20 protein-coding genes are annotated in these 19,867 nt (G+C 44.3%); 12 read left to right on the top strand and 8 right to left on the bottom strand.

From position 1 onward, the window contains the following. Positions 1-467: 467 nt before the first annotated feature. Positions 468-3,281 (bottom strand): DUF4347 domain-containing protein, encoded by a 2,814-nt coding sequence (locus tag ACE1CD_RS37480; protein ID WP_374827986.1) that lies wholly within the window; start codon positions 3,279-3,281, stop codon positions 468-470. Positions 3,282-3,596: 315 nt separating this feature from the next. On the opposite strand from ACE1CD_RS37480, the gene ACE1CD_RS37475 reads away from it, so the two are divergent. The 6 genes from ACE1CD_RS37475 to ACE1CD_RS37450 all read left to right on the top strand — a co-directional run bounded on the left by ACE1CD_RS37475 (position 3,597) and on the right by ACE1CD_RS37450 (position 8,263). Next, on the top strand, positions 3,597-5,207 hold the full coding sequence (locus tag ACE1CD_RS37475; protein WP_374797150.1) for a B12-binding domain-containing radical SAM protein: 1,611 nt from the start codon (positions 3,597-3,599) through the stop codon (positions 5,205-5,207). A gap of 272 nt (positions 5,208-5,479) precedes the next feature. Next, complete coding sequence (locus tag ACE1CD_RS37470; RefSeq protein ID WP_374797148.1) at positions 5,480-5,935, top strand: hypothetical protein; 456 nt, start codon at positions 5,480-5,482, stop codon at positions 5,933-5,935. A 347-nt stretch (positions 5,936-6,282) separates the two neighbouring features. Beyond that, positions 6,283-6,726, top strand: a complete 444-nt coding sequence (locus ACE1CD_RS37465) for a hypothetical protein (protein WP_374797146.1) — start codon at positions 6,283-6,285, stop codon at positions 6,724-6,726. A 64-nt stretch (positions 6,727-6,790) separates the two neighbouring features. Continuing rightward, entirely contained in the window at positions 6,791-7,249 is a 459-nt protein-coding gene (locus tag ACE1CD_RS37460) for an SRPBCC family protein (protein ID WP_374797144.1), read from the top strand. A gap of 90 nt (positions 7,250-7,339) precedes the next feature. Next, on the top strand, positions 7,340-7,528 hold the full coding sequence (locus tag ACE1CD_RS37455) for a CPXCG motif-containing cysteine-rich protein (protein WP_374797142.1): 189 nt from the start codon (positions 7,340-7,342) through the stop codon (positions 7,526-7,528). A 279-nt stretch (positions 7,529-7,807) separates the two neighbouring features. After that, on the top strand, positions 7,808-8,263 hold the full coding sequence (locus tag ACE1CD_RS37450) for a hypothetical protein (protein WP_374827985.1): 456 nt from the start codon (positions 7,808-7,810) through the stop codon (positions 8,261-8,263). 102 nt (positions 8,264-8,365) lie between these two features. Here the strand turns inward: ACE1CD_RS37450 and ACE1CD_RS37445 are convergent, their stop codons facing one another. Both ACE1CD_RS37445 and ACE1CD_RS37440 read right to left on the bottom strand, forming a co-directional pair. Beyond that, positions 8,366-8,965, bottom strand: a complete 600-nt coding sequence (locus ACE1CD_RS37445; protein WP_374827984.1) for a hypothetical protein — start codon at positions 8,963-8,965, stop codon at positions 8,366-8,368. A gap of 60 nt (positions 8,966-9,025) precedes the next feature. Continuing rightward, the gene (locus tag ACE1CD_RS37440) at positions 9,026-10,726 is read right to left on the bottom strand and encodes a metallophosphoesterase (protein ID WP_374827983.1); all 1,701 of its coding nucleotides are present in this window, start codon (positions 10,724-10,726) and stop codon (positions 9,026-9,028) included. 144 nt (positions 10,727-10,870) lie between these two features. Between ACE1CD_RS37440 and ACE1CD_RS37435 the strand changes: the two genes are divergently transcribed. Then, positions 10,871-11,104: an RNA-binding S4 domain-containing protein gene (locus ACE1CD_RS37435; protein WP_374797134.1), complete on the top strand. Its 234-nt coding sequence runs from the start codon at positions 10,871-10,873 to the stop codon at positions 11,102-11,104. Between the two features lie 25 nt (positions 11,105-11,129). Here ACE1CD_RS37435 and ACE1CD_RS37430 read toward each other — a convergent pair whose 3' ends face one another. Both ACE1CD_RS37430 and rsgA read right to left on the bottom strand, forming a co-directional pair. Beyond that, complete coding sequence (locus tag ACE1CD_RS37430) at positions 11,130-11,354, bottom strand: hypothetical protein (protein ID WP_374797132.1); 225 nt, start codon at positions 11,352-11,354, stop codon at positions 11,130-11,132. Positions 11,355-11,391: 37 nt separating this feature from the next. Continuing rightward, entirely contained in the window at positions 11,392-12,525 is a 1,134-nt protein-coding gene (rsgA, locus tag ACE1CD_RS37425; protein WP_374797130.1) for a ribosome small subunit-dependent GTPase A, read from the bottom strand. Positions 12,526-13,096: 571 nt separating this feature from the next. Here rsgA and ACE1CD_RS37420 point away from each other — a divergent pair. Both ACE1CD_RS37420 and cysK read left to right on the top strand, forming a co-directional pair. Continuing rightward, entirely contained in the window at positions 13,097-13,534 is a 438-nt protein-coding gene (locus ACE1CD_RS37420) for an RrF2 family transcriptional regulator (protein ID WP_374827982.1), read from the top strand. 19 nt (positions 13,535-13,553) lie between these two features. Next, positions 13,554-14,516, top strand: coding sequence for a cysteine synthase A (cysK, locus tag ACE1CD_RS37415; RefSeq protein WP_374827981.1), 963 nt, complete (start codon positions 13,554-13,556; stop codon positions 14,514-14,516). A 347-nt stretch (positions 14,517-14,863) separates the two neighbouring features. Here the strand turns inward: cysK and ACE1CD_RS37410 are convergent, their stop codons facing one another. Together ACE1CD_RS37410 and ACE1CD_RS37405 are read right to left on the bottom strand one after the other, a co-directional pair. Continuing rightward, positions 14,864-15,565: a tetratricopeptide repeat protein gene (locus tag ACE1CD_RS37410; protein ID WP_374797122.1), complete on the bottom strand. Its 702-nt coding sequence runs from the start codon at positions 15,563-15,565 to the stop codon at positions 14,864-14,866. 244 nt (positions 15,566-15,809) lie between these two features. Next, positions 15,810-16,178: a PleD family two-component system response regulator gene (locus ACE1CD_RS37405; protein WP_374797120.1), complete on the bottom strand. Its 369-nt coding sequence runs from the start codon at positions 16,176-16,178 to the stop codon at positions 15,810-15,812. A 327-nt stretch (positions 16,179-16,505) separates the two neighbouring features. Here ACE1CD_RS37405 and ACE1CD_RS37400 point away from each other — a divergent pair, with 327 nt between their 5' ends. Continuing rightward, on the top strand, positions 16,506-17,150 hold the full coding sequence (locus ACE1CD_RS37400; protein WP_374797118.1) for a response regulator: 645 nt from the start codon (positions 16,506-16,508) through the stop codon (positions 17,148-17,150). Here the strand turns inward: ACE1CD_RS37400 and ACE1CD_RS37395 are convergent. Then, entirely contained in the window at positions 17,147-17,620 is a 474-nt protein-coding gene (locus tag ACE1CD_RS37395; protein ID WP_374827979.1) for a GUN4 domain-containing protein, read from the bottom strand. The genes ACE1CD_RS37400 and ACE1CD_RS37395 overlap by 4 nt on opposite strands. 154 nt (positions 17,621-17,774) lie before the next feature. Between ACE1CD_RS37395 and ACE1CD_RS37390 the strand changes: the two genes are divergently transcribed. Both ACE1CD_RS37390 and ACE1CD_RS37385 read left to right on the top strand, forming a co-directional pair. Then, the gene (locus tag ACE1CD_RS37390; protein WP_374827978.1) at positions 17,775-18,329 is read left to right on the top strand and encodes a cysteine dioxygenase family protein; all 555 of its coding nucleotides are present in this window, start codon (positions 17,775-17,777) and stop codon (positions 18,327-18,329) included. Between the two features lie 28 nt (positions 18,330-18,357). Beyond that, positions 18,358-19,788, top strand: a complete 1,431-nt coding sequence (locus ACE1CD_RS37385) for an FAD/NAD(P)-binding protein (RefSeq protein WP_374827976.1) — start codon at positions 18,358-18,360, stop codon at positions 19,786-19,788. The last annotated feature ends 79 nt before the right edge of the window (positions 19,789-19,867 follow it).

Here is a 19,867-nt window from a genome sequence, read left to right as displayed (position 1 = left end):
ATAGATGTTTTGGCCGGGAAATAAGTTGCGATCGATATGCACGGATTTTAATTAACTTTGTGCAAACTTTGTTTATGTTAGATCGGCGATCGGTATTTCGAGAGTTTTGGCCCACAGGAGTGTTGCCAAATCATTTTTTTTATGTTAACCGAGACGATTTTAAGAAGAGAGGTAGCTCTGCTTATTAGAGAATGATAATTCAGAACTGAGATAATGCAAGTGTTGTTGGTAAGAGTTATCGCAAAAGTCACTCAGTCACTCAGTCAAAAGTCACTCATTGAAATGCTTGCTGTGAATTGGTTATGGCGTTTTAGGATGCCCTAACCGCCCTGGCGGTTGCTATACATAAAGAAACCGGGTTTCTATGAAAAATCTTAGTGTAAAATAAATTCTCTAGAAACCAAAAGCCCACGTCTTGCCAACGTGGGTTAGGAGAAATACAGCTAATTTGATGCGTCAAGTCGCATTTAAATAGCCGTAAAATCGTTAATTCCAATCGTGTTAGCCAGAATTCCAGTCAGACTGGCTAAAAGTTCGCCACTGCTGGCTATAGAGACTAAAGTAGCGTTACTACCTTGGATAATCGATAAATTGTTGAACGTAAGACCGCCGTCTAAAGCCAAGAAATCCAAACCGTCTTGAAAGTCGAGGATGATATCGCTGCCATTATTGGGTGAGAGGACAAAGCGATCGCTTCCATCTCCGCCAGTGAGGGTATCGTTGCCCAAATCGCCAAATAAGGTATCGTTGCCCAAGTCGCCGGACAGTACATCGTTACCTTGACCGCCCCGCAGGAGGTCATCGCCTTCGTTAGCGTTGATAATATCATCGCCTTCGTTACCGTTAATCAGGTCAAAACCATCGCCGCCAAAAATACTGTCATTACCCAAGTCGCCAAATAAGGTATCGTTGCCCACGTTGCCAAACAGTACATCATTACCTTGACCGCCCCGCACCAGGTCGTTGTCTTGACCGCCGTAGAGAATATCGTCGCCAGCATTGCCGTTGATCGCATCGTCGCCAGCATTACCGTTAATTATTTCCAGACCGTCGCCGCCAAAAATAGTGTCTTTGCCTAAGTTGCCGTAAAGTGTGTCGTTTCCCCCCGACAGAAAAACCATATCGTCACCTGCCAAGGCGTCTGCAAAGTCGTTTCCATCGCCCAAGGTCACCATATCCGCGTTGGGAGTGAAGATAGAAGTCGATGGGGTGGGTATAAATTCAAAGGCACCGATATCGACAAGTCCGTCCGATCGCGACACGCCGCGCTGATCGGTCGTCAAATTAGTCACCGTTGCACCAGCATTTATCGCCGGACTTCCCGGTAACAAGGCGTGGGTGAGAATGCCACCGCCGTTATCTTGCAAGGGGCCGAGAACAGGGTCTGCGATCGTAATATTCGCCGTTACATTCACATCAGAAGAGTTATTAATTTGTTTGCTAGGCCATTGGAGATTATTTCCTCCGTCGATTAATTGGCGGTTAGTGTGTTGATAAATACCTCCAGGTGCGCCGGAAGTGTTATCGGCAAAAATTGTATTTTTGACGGTTATAGCTTGTTTGTCGCCGCTAAAAATAGCTCCGGATTTATCTCCAGCTTTATTCTTGGCAATAGTAGAGTTGACAATGTTAGTAGTAGATGCAACGGCATTACTGAAAAACATTGCGCCACCCAAACCGGTGCCGCTTGTAACTCCAGCTTCGTTACCGGAAAAGGTATTATTAACAATTGTGGTTGGGTACTTCGCATCCGTCCAAAATCCACCGCCTTGGGAGTCGGCGACATTATTTGCAAAGGTAGTGTTAGTAACGGCTATCTCGCTGTTTCCGTGTCTCAGTCCGCCGCCATCCCCAGTTGCAGGAGAGAGATTCAGGGCGGAATTATTAATAAACAAACTGTTTTCAACTACTACGCGATCGTCCGGGTAAGAATAAAGCATCGCGCCGCCGCCTTCTAAAGCGCGATTGTTTTCTAAGCGAACGTTGCGAATTAGAATTGTACCGGAATCCGGTTTGGTTTGGTCGGTAGCGCCATCGGTGTAAATCCCGCCGCCGAAACCAAAAAAACCGGAATTTGAACGGGTAATTATGGCTTCGTTATTGATGAAGGTCGAGTTTTCTACGGTTAATCGCGTATAAAGGCTGTTAATCCCCCCGCCGTTGACTCCTTTGTTATTAGTAAATAAGCTATCTTTGACGATGAGATCGCTTTCGCTTTTAACGGAGATAGCACCGCCACTACGCTCATGATAACCAGCAGTTCCATCATTGCCGTCGAATTTACTATTGATGACGGTAGTCATACTGCGATAAGCAGCAAAAATACCGCCGCCGCCATAGCTGGAGACATTATTATTAATTGCACAATTCTCTACAGTTAATGTACTGTAGGGGGCTCCCAAAATACCTCCTCCTGCTGCGGTTTCGCCTGTGCCAGTAGTTTTTCCATTAGCAATAATTAAATTGCGAAATGTCACATTTGTGGGATTAGAAGTAAGGTCTTTCTGTACCTCAAAAACGCGACTGGCATTATTACCGCTGATTGTTAAATTTGCGGCGGCAGCACCATCAACAATTAAGTTTTTATTGATAGTTAATTGGCCGCTGGTGAGCGTAATAGTTTGATTGGCAAGATTAGAGGAAAATTGAATGGTATCTCCTGGTGCAGCAGCTGCGATCGCTTGTCTTAAAGAACCAGCACCGCTGTCAGTATTATTCGTAACTGTAAGTGTAGCTAAAACCCCGGTATAAGCTGAAATCATATCAGGTTGAAATAAACTGATGGAGGGCTTTATTTCACCTGTTTTAAATGTTAAATTCCAGTTCGCGCCTTTGGCTGAATTGCCTGTTAAATCAACCGATGCGGCAATATTGCGTTTAATTACTTGGCTGAGTTGGCGAACAAAATTTGCGCCCTTTCCGGCAGCTACATGGCAACCGTAAATAGATAGGTTTGCTTGTTTAGTTAGCGTTTGTTGCCACTCTTGTAATTGCGTTTTATATTGTTCTAGATTGTCCGAACTAAGAAAGGTATTTCCGATTTGGAGGATACCGGGATTACCGTGAGATAAGATATGAATTGCGTCAATTAAACCATAGATAGAGGCAAACTTTTGGAGTGTGGCGGTGATTTGCCCAATCCCATCGCGATCGCGATCGAGGACGCTTACAAAGACACCTTCGCGAACTCCGCTTGCTAAAGATTGCCAGTCATCAACAGCAGAGTCAATCAAGACGAGGGTTTTAGATTGATAATGGTCGGCAGTAAAATTACTTTTCACGATCCATACTCCAAATATAAGGTTCCTGGTAAACACAACCCTGGAGTAAAGCTGTCATATAAAAGCTACGATATAAAGAAAGTAATCCTTATTAAAGTAGCTCTAATACAACTTACGTAATCTTCAGACTATTTCAGGGATTTTAGAGAAATAAATTCAAAATAAATGCCAATTTACGATTGTCTATAAGTAGGATCGGAATTTACATATATACGGATAAATTAATCCGTATTTTGCTAACGTCTATCCAGAAATTTACCTAATCGCTAAGATCGAAGTAGATAGTTATCCAAAAAATCGCGATTAAGAGAACCTGTGACAATCAATTTATTTGCTGCCGAACGCCTTCTATTCACTCCAGCGACGCCTAACAGCGACGCCATACCCACTATTTTTGCCTTTCCTAACGAGTACACTGTTGGGATCGCCAGTCTGGGGTATCAAATTGTGTGGGCAACTTTGGCAATGCGCGGGGATGTTGAGGTAAGTCGCCTATTCACGGATACTCGCGAACGTTTGCCCAGAAATCCTGAGTTAGTGGGTTTTTCTCTATCTTGGGAATTGGATTATGTAAATATCCTGAGTTTGTTGGAATTGTTAGAAATTCCGCTGCGATCGCTTGTGCGCGGCAATGAAGATCCGTTAATATTTGGTGGTGGCCCGGTGCTGACTGCGAACCCAGAACCATTTGCGGAATTTTTCGATATTATTTTGTTGGGTGATGGGGAAATTTTGCTGGGCAATTTTATTGAGGCATACAAAGAAGTTCGCCACGCAGATAGGCAAACTCAACTGCGAAGGTTGGCACAAGTTCCCGGTATCTATGTTCCCAGTTTATACGCAGTGAGTTATGAGGATGCTACTGGTGCGATCGCATCTATTCAACCACTAGATACAGAAATTCCGAAGACTGTAGAAAAGCAGACTTACCGCAGCAATACTCTGTCTGCTTCAACTGTAGTTACGGAGAAAGCTGCTTGGGAAAATATCTACATAGTGGAAGTAGTACGCAGTTGTCCGGAGATGTGTCGCTTCTGTTTGGCAAGTTATCTAACGTTGCCTTTTCGGACGGCAAGTTTGTCAGATTCGCTGATTCCAGCGATCGATCGCGGTTTGGCAGTAACTGATAGATTGGGATTGCTGGGTGCGTCTGTTACGCAACATCCAGAATTTGAAACTTTGCTGGATTACCTGAGTCAATCGAAGTTCGATCGCGTTCGTCTCAGTATCGCTTCCGTGCGGACAAATACCGTAACTCAAAAGTTAGCAGAAACTTTGGCAAAACGCGATACTCGTTCGATTACAATTGCGGTAGAAAGCGGTTCGGAAAGATTGCGGCAAATTATCAATAAAAAGCTGCACAACGATGAGATTATCCAAGCGGCAGTGAATGCCAAAACTGGTGGATTGAAGGGAATTAAACTTTACGGAATGGTGGGTATTCCGGGTGAAGAACCTGCCGATTTAGATGCAACTGTAGCGATGATGCGGGAGGTCAAAAAAGCTACCCCCGGTTTGCGTTTGACGCTGGGATGCAGTACGTTTGTGCCGAAAGCGCATACGCCGTTTCAGTGGTTTGGGGTAAATCCGGAAGCAGAAAAGCGGTTGAAATTTTTGGAGAAACAACTGAAACCGCAAGGGATAGAGTTTCGACCGGAAAGTTATAAGGATTCGCTGATTCAGGCGTTGCTATCGAGAGGCGATCGCCGTTTATCGCATTTGTTAGAATTAACGCGGCACTACGGCGATTCTCTGGGTAGTTACCGACGTGCGTTTAAAGAACTGAAAGGAAAACTACCGGATATGGATTACTACGTCGGCGCTAACTGGTCAATTGAGAAAGTATTGCCTTGGAGTCACTTGCAAGGGCCACTTCCCCAGGCAACGCTGCAAAAGCATTTAGCTGCTGCCACTAGCTTATTTTAACTAATTTGGCATTTTTGCGCGATAATGGCGGGAGAGGGGTAATCAGAACGGATGAGGTATCGTTCGCTCGAAAATCGATCGTCTCCTCTTCTTTGCTTGGATGGAAAAGTCACAGACAACAGGCTTTTTGGCAAAATACCTTAAATGGGTGAACTACAGGAATAAAGGATGTGTTGATCTGTAAGTAGATATAACATCAAGCTAGCTAGATAGGTGAAATCTACTCAGGACAACCATTGCTAGACATACAGTATCTTGGAGTAAATTAACCCGTGAAAGTCAGAAATTCTCAACTGCTTTATCCACAAGCATTGCAGTTATTTGCGATCGCTATCGGTGCGTCTTTATGCTTAGCACCGTTGGCAAAAGCTGTTACCTTTAATGCTTCCAAAGATAACGTACAAGCACCCACAAGTTTATCGAACTCTCACAGCATCGAAATAGCGCAAGCGGCAGTTTGTCCGCAATACAGCGGTGGTAGTTTGTTCGTTGCTGCGGAAACGAGAAACTTTCTGATATATATTTGTGGAGGCGACCTGCCAAATACTTACGTCGGTGTTGCTAAAAATGGAACTACAGGTAGTATTTCTCTTCCCTTGCAAAGCTACACCAGATCTCAATTTGTAGCGGTTAATAGAAATACTCGTTATACCCTTACTCGTAATCAGCTAATAGTTTCTCAAAATGGTCGAGTAGTTCGTAGAGAAGCGGCGACATGGAGAAGATAATGTAGTAGTTTTTCCTTGGCGAAGAGAGCGAGAATAAACCAACAGTCGGCAGTATTATCAACCCGTTTTCTCTGAGAAAACGGGTTTTTCATGTTTAGGTCGCTCTAAAAATTACTTAACGCCTAGCTTATCGCACACTTTTTAAAAGCGCCTCACCCTATGATAGTAAAAATTTTCTGAAAATATGGCAACAAAATAAGTATGATTTCCATCCGAAGTTTTACGGAAAACCATCTGCTTGAATTGGAGGATATAGTAACAGACAATTGCATAGATTAACGCTCATCCAAATGGGGCGCTAGGAATATAAGCAAATAATAGTTTCAGCTTCAAAGGAAGGTTTAATTATGGCATTCGCGCCAGGTAAATTTAATAGCAAACAAGCATTGAAAGTGATGCTGGTGGGTGTGGGAGCGCTTTTATTCTTGAATCCTTCAGCAAAAGCTGCACAGCTTGGTGCAAGTGACTCCGGTGTTTATGGCGATCGTGCGATCGTGTTGGCAGCTGCGCCTAACGATTGCTTAAACGATATTGCCGAAGGTTTCACTGTGGAAACTCGCAATTATTACGCAGGAATTTGTTACACCGGAAACGGTACTTATTACGTCGGTCATTCCAAAAATGGAAATGGTAGCATCCTTCTGCGCGTTTCTTCTCCCAGGAGAAATGTATACATCGCCAGGAACGGTCGCTACACTTACACTCTGGATATGAACAGGAATCAGTTGACTATTAAGTTACCCAATGGCAGACAGATCGTCGAAAGAGCGATCCGGGTAATTGATTCGTGATTTTTTATAGTCAAATATGATAATCTGGCCTTTGTAGCTAAAACTGCAAAGGCTATTTGCCATTATGCTGCACTTCAAACACTCCTCACTCATCGATGCGCCGGTGGAAGTTGTCTGGAACTTTCACGAAAGACGGGATATTCTGCAAATTCTTACCCCACCGTGGCAACCTGTAGAAGTGATTCGCCACGAAGGTGGACTGGAGGTGGATGCTATCTCGGAATTTCGCATTGTTTTGGGGTTATTTCCGGTGCGGTGGATAGCACGCCACACTGAATGCGAGAGGTACAGATTATTTACAGATAAACAAATTGCGGGGCCAATGGAGTACTGGGTGCATCGACACGAGTTTGCTAATGAAAATGGTCAAACTAGGCTGACTGATGCAATTGAATTCGGGTTACCTGGAGGATGGATTGTTGAAATGATTTTAGCTTGGTGGGTTGATCGGCGATTGAAGGATATGTTTCGCTATCGACATGAAGTAACTAAACGAGAATGCGAGCAAAAAAGGGTGAGATGATGGTGGTTAATGATGAAGTGAAGAGGGAAATTTCTCTATTTCTTTAGCTAGCTTTTTTTGAATTTTGACTTTTAGAGCGCTTTTTTGAAAATGGAAACAACAGCTGAATACTATTGTGCTTATTGTGGTGAAAGCAATCTGACTTTTGTTGACTTGAGTGCCGGCGGTCAACAGTCCTATGTTGAGGATTGCCAAGTTTGCTGTCACCCTAATATTTTGTACGTGCGGGTGGATGAAGATACTCTTGATGTGGAGATTGACAGCGAATACGAAGGATAGGATGCGATCGCTCAATTTTTGAGTGCTTTTAACTTGGCTATATTTGTGCTTCGGAATGTAGCAATCTAGCTATGCGATCGCGTATCGGACAACGAGCGATCGCCAAATCATTAATATAGCAAACTCGATCGAGAATAGATTAATATTAAGATTGATAACGAATTGGAAATTATGTTACTGTAGAGCTTACATATGAAATAAAAAAAATCTAAAATTTTAAGCGAATATGTGAGTATAAATGTATAATTAAATATAAATGTAATTAAGGAATTTACTAAAATGAAATGGAATAGTCAGCAAGCCTTAAAGTTAGCATTGGTTGCGGTTAGCACATCTTTATTCCTAACACCCAGCCTAAAAGCTATCGCTACAAACGTCGCATCCACAATACAGGAAAGGGTAACAGGTAACCAACAATTTTTAATTGCACAACAAAGTCGCAGGCGACGCCTTCAGTTTGTGCGAGGTAGCAACTCAACGATTGTAAAAGATGCCGTAGTTCGAGGTACTACAGATACTTATCTGCTTGGGGCCCGCGCAGGTCAGACAATGACAGTTAGCGTCTCGTCTATGGAAGCAAACGTTGTTTTTGATGTTGTTGCTCCTAATCGGACAAAGCTTACAGAAGAAGAGACTCGCTTTAGCGGCGAATTACCTGCAACGGGGGATTACCAGGTTGTAATTGGTACAACGGGACGGAATGGAAGTTACACGTTGCAAGTTTCGATTAAATGAAGTAAAGAAGCCAGAAACCGGGTTTCTTCATCAATATCTAGTTGAGAAAGCCACGATTTTTCTAAGAAACCCGGTTTCAAAGCGTAAGTCCTAACTAATTAATCAAAGTGCAGCCGCGAGTTCTTGTAACTGCTGAGATCCATTGTGGAAAACTGACCAGCCATCCCCTATTAGCACAGTTTCGATGTTGGTGAGGTCAGCCAATTTCCGCACTGACGCCACAGCTTCTTGGCGGTTTTTCAATTTGGCATCGGGTAAAATCATTAAGCTACCTGCTTTGTGTGCGCGGATCAAGTCTCCGGTAATTAAAGTTGTTGCTTCTAAAATTAAAGCTAACTCACCCGGAGTTTTCGATCCTTGCATTTCCATAACTTTTAATCCCGGTACTAATTCTTCGCCGTCAGATAGCCAGCGATTTACGGGAATAGAAAAAGTTTCTTGTTCCGCCGATGGCGCTGCGATTTTCGCACCTGTAAGTTGTGCGATATCTTTGCTATCGCGGATATGATCGGAATTGGTGATAATTATCCAAGCTGCGCCACCCAAAGAGTTGAGATGTTCTCGGTCATGATTGGATAAAGGTAAGGGATCTATGAGGATATTACCTTCCGGACGAATCCAGGCGACGCTGTTGAAATCGACATTGCGATCGCTATCGAAAGATGACCACATATATAAGTCAGAACGATGGAGTGATTTCATGGGAATTGCCAAAGTAATTGCTTATTTATTTGACAATACCACTCTCACCGTTTTCAAGTATTAAATTTTTGACTCTTTCAATTTAAACTCATCAAATTTGATAACTTCTCCTCCTTTTGTCGTATCGAAGCGATAACTGCTTATCGTACCAGTTGCCGTATCGAAAATGCTGAAAACTGTGATATCGTTACTGGCAATGTAAGGCAGCAAGTGACCGTTTTCATCTATCAATGGAGCGATTGTCGGTACGACTGGTTCGAGTCCGTTCGGATCGCCAGTTGCAACATACTCTTCTTGATAAGCGATCGGTATATTATTTCGTCGTGCTTCCCCAATAAAAGCACCGTAAGAATTACCCACATTTGAACTTTCTAAAAAGTGCATTCCGCTGTCGCTGACAAACCGATTCCACAAATGACAATGGCCAAATAAAACCAATTGCACGCCAGCACTTTCTAGCAGAGGTAAAACATCGCGAATGATGTAATCTTCGTGCTTGGGATATTCGTAGCTAATTGATTCGATCTTGCCATCAAGATTTCGCTCAATTTTTTGTACCGGGTCGGTAAAAGCGGGAACAATATTTTCACCCAACGTATGCGCCGGATGATGGAACATCACGATTTTGTATTTAGCATTTTTAAATTCAGGACTGTTGAGTTCTTGCTCTAACCAATTATATTGAGTGCTGCCTTTTTTAATCGGTTCAAAGATATGCTGTCCGTATCCCCACTCCAGCGGTTTGTCGAAATCTTGTTCGCGTTCTCTATATTTTCCCTTTGCATTTTCTCCCAGAGTGGGAATTCGCCAAACACAAGCAATAAACGGCACTACTAAACGTACATCTCCCAAGGTAATAGCATAATATCTTTCACCACCTGGCGATGTTGAGGGGAGGGTAAAAATTTCTTCGTATGTATCTGTATTAAAAGAATGATTTTTCAGCCAAGTTCGCCGCATCTCTGGGTCGTTATTTGGGTTTAGTGCTTGTGCATTTTTGTCGTAAATTTGCTCGGATACCATGAGAGGAAATGGATTGCTAAACTGAGACCTCAATTCAGTTAGCATTGAGAAACGACCCATGACTTCGTGATTGCCAAGCGCGGGAAAAATTGGCGCGTGTTGTATTAGCTGACCGCCAGTATATACTGTTTTAATACCGTTTTTGGTAATTTCGCCATTGGCACGACCTTGCAGACAGGGAAAAAAGGCAACTCCACGATTATCGTCAAACCATTCCGATGCGCGATCGGGAACATTTACCAAATCGCCAACGAAGAAAACTGCATCAACTCGCTGCACTGTTTCCGCTACCTTTTGCAAGTTGGCAGGTGTCATCGGCATCAACTGATGGTCAGACGTTAGTAAAATTTTCAGAGGCATTCCCGCAGGTGGTGAAGCAGCGAGGGTGAACACATCGCTACTCGCACTTTCACCATCTTCTCGCACGCTGGTAACGCGATAAGGAACTCGTTTTCCCGGAGTTAATCCTGTGACTTCTGCTTCGTGTCGCCAGATGTCGCGAATGGCAATCTTTTCATATATTTCGCCTTCTCCCGTTTGTTTTCCTACTTTCGATCGCTCATCTTCCCGCGTGTGACTAAGCTTGATGGTACTGGCGACAGCAGTAAAATTTAAGTTTTCACCGTAGGTAACGATATGGCGAGAACCTACAAATTCGGTAAACCAAACAACTCGCACTCCTGTTTCGGTGGGAAGTTGCAAAAATGGATCGGTGAGTAGCTGGGGTGAGTCAGACATAAGTAGCGGTTTGACTGGGGACACTATTAGATATTTTCAGAAAAGAATCTCGCAGGATGGCTACCCCACAAGAATTTTTGGAGATGTCTATTATTTTACTGTTACGCTTATCGCTGTGCGTTGTTAAACTTTGCCATAATTAATGTGAAAGACAAATACCATCCCTTACATTATGGATTTATGACGAAAACGGACACGATCAAGCTCGACCAGTATTTAAAGTTCATCGGTGTAGCGCCAACTGGCGGACAAGCTAAGCTGCTGATTCAAGATGGTCATGTGCAGGTCAACGGCGAGACTGAGATGAGACGGGGACGACAATTAGTTACAGGCGATCGCGTAACGGTTTTGGGACGAAGTTATCAAGTTAGGTTATAAAAAACCCTATTTCTTAAGATACGGTTTAGCAAATATTAATCTTGAACGCCGCAAAAACCGGGTTTTGTGGCTTACCCACCCGACAAGAAAGAGATTGTTCTTGTGGGATGGGCATCTTGCCCGTCCCACCAGAAAGAGATTGTTTTTGTGGGATGGACATCTTACCCACCTCACAAGAAAGAGATTGTTTTTGTGGGATGGACATCTTACCCACCTCACAAGAAAGAGATTGTTCTTGTGGGATGGGCATCTTGCCCGTCCGAACTGTTTTAGATGCAAGAATTTAGTTAGCGTTTGGGATTTTTTCTGAGCGCTTTATGAATTTTTTTCCATTTTCCCTTTTCAGCTAAATACGCTTTTTGGTCTTGTTTGCGCGTCATGTATGCCAACTCATCTTGCAGTTTTTGATAGTTGTAGAAACGTCGTTCGTCAAGGGTGCCATCAAAAAGAGCTTGTTGCACTGCACAACCGGGTTCTTTTTCATGTTTGCAATTGCGGAAGCGACATTGTTCTGCGAGTGCATAGATATCGGTAAAGGTTTCCTGAAAACCTTCATTGCCATTCCAAATTTGGATTTCTCGTATTCCGGGAGTATCTATTAGCAAACCGCCAGAAGGTAAGACAATCAATTCTCGATAAGTTGTGGTGTGTCTACCTCGACTATCTGTTTGACGGACTGACTGAACTGCTTGAATGTTTTCACCGACTAATTGATTGACGATCGTCGATTTTCCCACACCAGAAGAACCGACCAAAGCTACAGTTTTTCCCATCCCTAAATAAGGTAGCAAGCTGTCGATTCCTTGGTTGGCGATCGCACTCAATAAAACAATCGGTACGCCAACGGCGATTGCTTCTACTTCACTTCTAATTTCCTCGACATCTTCGCACAAATCTGCTTTATTCAAAACGATAACTGGATTAGCGCCACTTTCCCAAATCAAAATCAAATAGCGTTCGATTCTCGCGAGATTGAAATCTCCATCTAACCCAGAAACCAAAAACACCGTATCGATGTTGGTGGCAATTATTTGCTCATTTGTCTGTTTGCCTGCCAATTTGCGCGAAAATTTGCTTTTTCTGGGCAATATATCCTGTATTGTGGCTTTTTCTCCTTTAGACATTTCCAAAAATTCTTGTGGGGTAGGCATCCTGCCTGCCTTTGAGATTCTTTTCTGGAGATGTCCCTTGTCGATCGCACTGATTACTACCCAATCACCTACCGCTGGAAAATCTGTCCTCCCGCCGGCACGGTAGCGCATTTTTCCGGTTACTTCTGCGGTCAGTTCTCCAAATTCGGTGTAGAGTATGTAAGTATTTTTCTGTTCTTGAACGACTCGACCAACAATATATCCATCTTGAAATTTGCTGTCAAAGTTTTTCGCAAAAAAACTATTCCAGCCCAGTAATTCTAAATTCATGGAAATTTCCTCGTTGTGTGCGTATGCTTGCTGCAAAGCTCACAGAGGAATTGGGTAAATTATTCTCGTACATCAGAATGTTTGAATAAAAAACTCTGTGAGGTCGCGGTGTTGTTTCTGGACGGTCATGCTAGTTTCAGTGACGACAATATCCTTCATATTTTTCTTTCCTTATTAGTTACAAACTGGATTGACTTCACCCAAATGGGTTTGAAGCGTCAGGATTTGAGATTGCATACGCCCAAAAGGGATGAAACCTACAATTTCCCGATTACGCTCACTGTAACATCATACTACATTAAAAGCAAGCCACATCAGTTGATAGGGACATTGGATTTTCCGATTTTTTTGGTATCTAAATATACTACTCTTCATCCATGATTTACGCACTCTGGGCGTCGAAACCCAGTTTTTTTGTTGGTTTTTAGCTGTTAAATCATCATTTTTCAGAGAAACTGGGTTTGTTTACCTAAATTCTCAAAACCTCAAAAGCTATAAAAAAATACACAAATCCCATCGGCTAACCGTAGTATAGTAAAGATAAAGTTGGCCTTTAGACGATCGCACAGGCATGGAACTGTCATGTAAAGTTAATTACGCTTTGTTAGCTCTCCTAGAATTAGCCAGACATCGGGAGCGGGGGAAGTTAGTGCAAATCGAGCAGATAGCTGCCGACTACCAAATACCCGATCGCTATTTAGCGCAACTGTTAATGACGCTACGGCGGTGTGGCATTGTTCGGAGTCAGCGTGGAGCCAAAGGTGGTTACTTGTTAGCTCGCGAACCCGGGCAAATAACACTCCTAGAAGTTTTCACTTGCTTGGAGGGGACATGGAGCCACAAACAGGGAAGTCAAGCGGCGTCATTAACGCAGGCGCATTTTGCGATCGAGGAAATTTGGCAGGAAGCGACAATGGCAGCTACGGCAGTCTTGCAGCGTTACACCTTAGAAGATTTGCGCCAAAAGCGGGATGAAGGCCAACAATTAAATCCCATGTACTACATTTAGCTGTTAAGGAGCAAAAAAAATGCGAATTGCCCGCGATATCACCCAATTAATAGGCCATACACCTCTAGTTCAGCTCAATCGAGTACCCCAGTCAGAGGGATGTTTGGCGAGGATAGTTGTCAAGTTGGAGGGGATGAACCCAGCGGCTTCGGTAAAAGACCGCATTGGCTTCAGTATGATTGAGGCAGCTGAAGAAGCGGGACTGATCGAACGGGGTAAAACTGTTTTAGTAGAACCGACTTCTGGCAACACCGGTATTGCTTTAGCGATGGTGGCAGCTGCCAAAGGCTACTCCTTGATTTTGACCATGCCGGAGACGATGAGCCAGGAGAGGCAGAATATGCTGAGAGCTTACGGTGCCAAACTGGAACTGACTCCCGGCGCAGAGGGTATGAAAGGGGCAATTCGCCGTGCGGAAGAAATTGCGGCGGCGACTCCGAATGCTTTTATGCCGCAACAGTTCCGCAATCCAGCCAATCCCAAAATTCACCGGGAGACGACAGCAGAGGAAATTTGGGACGATACCGATGGACAAATCGATATTTTAGTCGCTGGTGTGGGAACTGGCGGTACGCTGACTGGGATAGCGGAGGTCATCAAACAACGAAAACCGAGTCTTCAGGTGGTGGCGGTTGAACCTCTCAGCAGTCCGGTGATTTCTGGAGGTCATGCTGGAGCCCATAAAATTCAGGGTATTGGGGCGGGATTTATCCCGGAAGTTTTGCGAGTGGAGTTGATTGACGAAGTTATCACTATTGCGGATGAGGAGGCGATTTATTACGGTCGCCGACTGGCAAGAGAAGAGGGGGTATTGTCGGGAATTTCTTCGGGGGCGGCTTTAGCGGCGGCAATTCGGGTTGGCAAACGTCCGGAAAATGCCGATCGCTTGATTGTGACGATCCAACCGAGTTTTGGCGAACGCTATTTGAGTACGGCGCTGTTCAAAGATTTAGAATTGTTTGAAGCGGCGACTTTGAATTAAAACAGAGCTTTTTCGATCGCATTGTAGGTTGGGTTGAGCGACAGCGAAACCCAACACCATACGGCTTTTGTAGGGTGCGTCATATCTTGTCCGGTAGCATCAGTAGTACATGAATGATGTTGAGGATTGTCTGTACTGAATCGTTGGTTAAATTTTTACCACAGATGAAAACAGATAAACACAGATGAACACAGATGTAAGCGCTTTCTTTTCCGCTACCGATGCAACCGGATATGAGATCGGACATTAAACTTGTTCGTTATTAATAATCGATCGAGTCTGACGCACCCTGCCATTTGTTTCGCATTGAGCGGAAAAAGTATAATTTTAAAAAAACTTTTCGCTCGTTATTGTAAAGTTCTCATTATTTCCAAAGTTTGCCGATACAATTCTTGTTTTCCTTCTTGTTGGAAGAGATTAGCTGCTTTTTGATAATCTGCGATCGCATCTTCTTTATTTCCCAAAATGCTGCGAGTAAGACCTCGGTTATAGTAAGCCATTGCATAGTTGGGATCGATGCCGATCGCCCGATCGTAATCATTTATGGCTCTACGATAGTCTTTCAAATCGTAGCGAGCATTACCGCGATTGTAATAAGCTACGGCATCGTTAGAATTAAGCCGAATCGCCCGATTGTAATCTTGAATAGCGCCCCATTTATCTCCCAAATCCAAGCGAGCGTTACCCCGATTGTTGTACGCTGCTGCCAAACTAGGATTGAGACGAATCGCTCGGTTATAATCTTGAATAGCTGCCTGTTTGTCTCCGGAGTTAAAATGTGCAAGACCCCGGTTGTAGTACCCTCTGGCATCGTTAGGATTAAGGCGAAGTATTTCCGTAAGAGCGGCGATCGCACCTTGGTAATCTTCCCTTTGATACCGCTCTTCTGCTTGGCGATAAAGCTCTTGAGCGCCGGACTCTTGTGCAAGTCGGATGGGTGTTGAGGAGGAGAGTGTATTGGTACTTGCCTCAGACAAAGAAGCTGAAAAGAGGAAAATAGTGCCAGCCAAGCTCATCAATACTGCCGCACGCCAGTAAGGAAACACCATATAATTGCACCTGCCATCAGTTTTACTGAATATTTTTAGTTTATATTTCTCTGGGCTGGGCGCTTCAGCTGCAAATAGATTCGATTTCAAAAGAAAAATGGTAGGAAGTAGCTGGAGAGAATTCTCCACATCCATCTACTACCTACCATACCTTGAGCTACCTAAAATCGTGCAACCACAAACACTTTGCAGTTTCCACAGCGGTTGCCAAAATCCTGATGTTATGCGATCGTACTAGGGCATTCTAATTTTCACCGATCAGCCGTGCGATCGCTTGAATTAGTTCTTTTTGCTCAAACGGCTTGCCAATATAAGCATCTGCACCTACCTTCATTCCCCAATAGCGATCGACTTCTGTAGTTTTTGCCGAACACATAATTACCGGAATATCTTGAGTTGTTGGGGTTTTTTTAATACGACGGCAGACTTCGTAACCGTTCATTTGAGGCATCAGAACATCCAATAATACCACATCCGGGCAAGTATCTTGCACCCGTTCCAACGCTTCTTTCCCATTACTGGCGACTGTTACTTGAAAGTCATTGCCTTCCAGGAAGTCTGCGATCATCTGCCGTTGTGTGGCGCTGTCTTCTACAACTAGAACAGTACTCATAAAAACTCGCTTTCTGTTATAGAATCAGTTTGTTTCCGGTATCACCATCCTAGAATTAGTATAGAGAAACCACATGAGGCGCAAGTCCTGAATTTGTCTGGGACTTTAGTCCTAGTTGTACTTGGGGCTGTTCCAGATTGGCATAGCTAGAGGTCAAAAGGCTCCTGGGCTCTGTGTTAGGCAAGTTCGTATATATCCTCTACGGGTTTTTCCGTATCTGCGGTCACTTTTGCCGATCGTCTATTTACTTGCGATCGACGTTCTGAGCAAAAACTTGACATTAGTATTAGCCATGATGTATAGGTTCTTAATTCCCGGTTCTCGATTATGATTCGTATTTTATTAGTTGACGATCAGAGCCTAATCCGTCGGGGGTTAAGTGAATTGCTAAGGTATGAGGATGCCTTTGAGGTGGTGGGAGAAGCGGATAACGGCTTAGTTGCCATTTCTCAAGTGGAAGTATTGCAACCGGATGTTGTCTTGATGGATATTCGGATGCCTGTGATGGATGGCGTCGCAGCTACCAGAGAAATTTGTCAGCGCTTTCCGCAGACGAAAGTCTTGGTGTTGACGATCGATGATGACGATGAATACGTAGCGCGTGCGCTACGTTATGGAGCGGCTGGCTATTTGCTTAAAGACACTCCACCTGAAGAAATAGCGCAGGCTATTCGCGTTGTCAATAAGGGTTACACCCATCTGGGGCCCGGTTTGGCGAAGAAGATTGTGGCACAGCTTCCCACAAGAGCTCCCAGTCCTCCTCCAGGTTGGACGGAATTGACGCCGAGAGAGCAAGAAATTTTAAAGTTAATTGCTACTGGTGCCAGTAACCGAGAAATAGCGCAAACGCTTCACATCTCGGAGAAGACGGTGAAAAACCACGTTACCAGTATTTTGCATCGGTTGAATTTACGCGATCGCACTCAGGTGGCTATTTTTGCCCATTCTTTTCTCCCTTCCTTGGCTAATTAAAGTTCGCAAATGTCCACGCGCACATAAAAATTTTCTGCACTGCGCGACCACAGTCCCCAGACAAAGGATGCTACCCAGGCACCGCAACCTGGAAGGTGACCTGTCGGGGCATCGATACTATAATTGAGCAATGATACGCTCAACCATTTTCCTTCGACGCGCCAACCAACACAATCGCCCATTTTTTCCCAATCTCTGCTAACTTCCCGATCGTAGATGCGCTTTTGCACGCTAAAACCGAATCGTCCGTTTGAGTAATCGACCCAAAGGCGATCGATCGTGCGGAGGTCGGTGCAGGGTAATTTGTTGAAGGAGTTCTCATTTAGCCAACCTTCGCTTTCCCTCCCAGCAACCTTGAGCAAAATCTCTCGCGTTTCGTCATCAGCTTCCTTCCACTTGCCAGTTGCCAGCAACTCACGCAACCGAGTGTAATTAGCACCAACTTCAGATAATAGTTCTACTTCCGACATCAGCCGAGTAAGAGTGTATTGACAAAATACCCAGTATAGGCATTTTTACGGTTGCCAAACCGGGATAGGCGAATTTAGGTTGTGTAGCAGCGAATTCTATTCGCCTTCTTGTGAAGAAGCATACTATAGAGCAAATTTTCCCATTGGTGGTAGTATGTCCGTAAATTTATTAACTAAACGGCTCACCCTGGATAATTTTATTTCGGAGATGATGAGTATAGCGCCACAAGATCTCCAGATCGAGCAACTGCAAGACTTGGTGGGACAACTCGATTTAAATGATACCCTGCTCAGACAACATATCAGTTTTTCCGATCGGACATATGCACGCAAGTTGCTTTGTCGGACATCGCGGTTTGATATGTTAGTGCTGAGCTGGCACCCAGGACAATTTACCACAATTCACGACCACGCGGGAGCGCTAAATGTGACTCGCGTCAGAAGCGGTACTCTGACAGCGCGTCTGTTTGAAGTGTACGACGAGCGATCGGATCGGGAAAAGTTGGTGCGCGTTGTGGATGAAGAACAATTGGGAAGAGGTGGCTTAGCTACTGTCGATCGAGATCGAATTCACCAACTGGCGAATACCTCCGACGAAAAGCTCGTTACCCTGCACGTCTACGCGCATCCACTCACAAATATTAATGTATACTGTCCGAATTCCGGACAAGTCGATCGCGTGGCGCTGCAATATACCTTGGAACAATAATTAATATTAATTCTGGAGTAGAGATAACTTGTCTACGACAATTGCCATTATTGGCGGTGGCTTCAGCGGTACGATGGTGGCAGCTCATCTTCTGAGAAAAGTTACCTTTTCCCTAGATATCAAACTGATCGAAAAAAGACCCGCAATTGGAAAGGGAGTAGCTTACGGAACTAAGTACACTTGCCATTTACTCAACGTTCCGGCGGCGAAAATGAGTGCTTTTCCCGACGACCCGGAACACTTTCTGCGTTGGGTACAAAAAGAAGAAATAAGTCGGGGAAATCTCGTACCATCTGGAGTACAGCCAAATACTTTTGTACCGCGCAAGATTTACGGGGAATATATTCAAGCTGTTTTGGATGAGGCGGAAACTGCTGCTAAAGAGAATGTGCGACTGGAACGAATCAAGAACGAAGCGGTATCAATTTTACCAGATGCGAATGGCGCAACCATATCTTTAAGTACCGGCCAAAACTTACGAGTAGATAAGGTTGTCCTTGCTTTGGGTAACTTTCCACCCAGCGATCCATTCGTGCAAGATAAATCTTTTTATACAAGTTTGCGTTACGTGAGCTACCCTTGGTCTGCACAAGCACTTTCAGATTTAGAGCTGGATGACGGTGTTTTGCTAATCGGATCGGGTCTGACGATGCTGGATTTAGCTGTGGCGCTGAAAGAGCAAGGTCACGCAGGAGCAATTCACGTTGTTTCGCGTCACGGGCTGCTGCCATATCCTCATAAGTTTACCAAACCTTACCCAACTTTTCTGAATGTGGAGACAGCGCCGAAAAATATTCGGGCTTTGGTAAGATTGGTACGCCAGGAAGTCAAGAATGCGATCGCTCAAGATTGCGATTGGCGTGCGGTACTAGATTCCCTGCGTCCGATTACTCAGCAATTGTGGCAGCAATTACCTCTCAACGAACAGCGACGTTTTCTGCGTCACGTCCGCATTTATTGGGAAGTTCACCGTCACCGCGTTTCGCTGGGAGTTGCAGATACTGTTTCCGAAATGCTGCACTCAGGTCAAATGGTCGTTCATGCAGGTAGGATTCAAGCTTACGATGAAGACGATCGCGGTGTGAATGTCTCGATCCGCAAACGACATATTCGTAAAAAAAATTACGCTGAGTCAGAAAGCGAGAATACTTCAGAACATGAAGTTGTGCGCGTGCAGCGAGTAATAAATTGTACTGGTACGGAGTGCGATTATCGCAAATTCGGACATCCGCTGATTCAAAATTTGCGATCGCATGGTTTCATTCGTTCCGATGCTTTGGCGATCGGTTTGGATGTTGCGCCAAATGGTGCTTTACTGGATGTTGATGGTATGGTTTCCCAAATTTTATATACTTTGGGGCCACCCCGACAAGGACGGCTTTGGGAGACTACGGCTGTTCCGGAAATTCGGGTACAAGCGGCGGCGTTAGCGGAAGAGTTGTTGGGAATGAGGGTTTGAGGATAATTTTAACCGCAGATATCTACAGATGAACGCAGATAAACGCAGATGTTTTTGAGTTTTTGTGGTTGAGGGGATG

The sequence above is a fragment of the Aerosakkonema sp. BLCC-F183 genome (assembly GCF_041929145.1).
Taxonomy (GTDB): Bacteria; Cyanobacteriota; Cyanobacteriia; order Cyanobacteriales; family Aerosakkonemataceae; genus Aerosakkonema.
Note: the sequence above shows the minus strand (reverse complement) of the source record. Positions and strands in the feature narration are given on the sequence as shown.

Excerpts from the sequence above, each read along its gene's own strand:
- ACE1CD_RS37465 (WP_374797146.1), top strand. The coding sequence starts at position 6,283 with ATGGCATTCGCGCCAGGTAAATTTAATAGCAAACAAGCATTGAAAGTG.
- ACE1CD_RS37460 (WP_374797144.1), top strand. The coding sequence starts at position 6,791 with ATGCTGCACTTCAAACACTCCTCACTCATCGATGCGCCGGTGGAAGTT.
- ACE1CD_RS37455 (WP_374797142.1), top strand. The coding sequence starts at position 7,340 with ATGGAAACAACAGCTGAATACTATTGTGCTTATTGTGGTGAAAGCAAT.
- ACE1CD_RS37450 (WP_374827985.1), top strand. The coding sequence starts at position 7,808 with ATGAAATGGAATAGTCAGCAAGCCTTAAAGTTAGCATTGGTTGCGGTT.
- ACE1CD_RS37445 (WP_374827984.1), bottom strand. The coding sequence starts at position 8,965 with ATGAAATCACTCCATCGTTCTGACTTATATATGTGGTCATCTTTCGAT.
- ACE1CD_RS37440 (WP_374827983.1), bottom strand. The coding sequence starts at position 10,726 with ATGTCTGACTCACCCCAGCTACTCACCGATCCATTTTTGCAACTTCCC.
- ACE1CD_RS37430 (WP_374797132.1), bottom strand. The coding sequence starts at position 11,354 with ATGCCCATCCCACAAGAACAATCTCTTTCTTGTGAGGTGGGTAAGATG.
- rsgA (WP_374797130.1), bottom strand. The coding sequence starts at position 12,525 with ATGAATTTAGAATTACTGGGCTGGAATAGTTTTTTTGCGAAAAACTTT.
- ACE1CD_RS37420 (WP_374827982.1), top strand. The coding sequence starts at position 13,097 with ATGGAACTGTCATGTAAAGTTAATTACGCTTTGTTAGCTCTCCTAGAA.
- cysK (WP_374827981.1), top strand. The coding sequence starts at position 13,554 with ATGCGAATTGCCCGCGATATCACCCAATTAATAGGCCATACACCTCTA.
- ACE1CD_RS37410 (WP_374797122.1), bottom strand. The coding sequence starts at position 15,565 with ATGGTGTTTCCTTACTGGCGTGCGGCAGTATTGATGAGCTTGGCTGGC.
- ACE1CD_RS37405 (WP_374797120.1), bottom strand. The coding sequence starts at position 16,178 with ATGAGTACTGTTCTAGTTGTAGAAGACAGCGCCACACAACGGCAGATG.
- ACE1CD_RS37400 (WP_374797118.1), top strand. The coding sequence starts at position 16,506 with ATGATTCGTATTTTATTAGTTGACGATCAGAGCCTAATCCGTCGGGGG.
- ACE1CD_RS37395 (WP_374827979.1), bottom strand. The coding sequence starts at position 17,620 with ATGTCGGAAGTAGAACTATTATCTGAAGTTGGTGCTAATTACACTCGG.
- ACE1CD_RS37390 (WP_374827978.1), top strand. The coding sequence starts at position 17,775 with ATGTCCGTAAATTTATTAACTAAACGGCTCACCCTGGATAATTTTATT.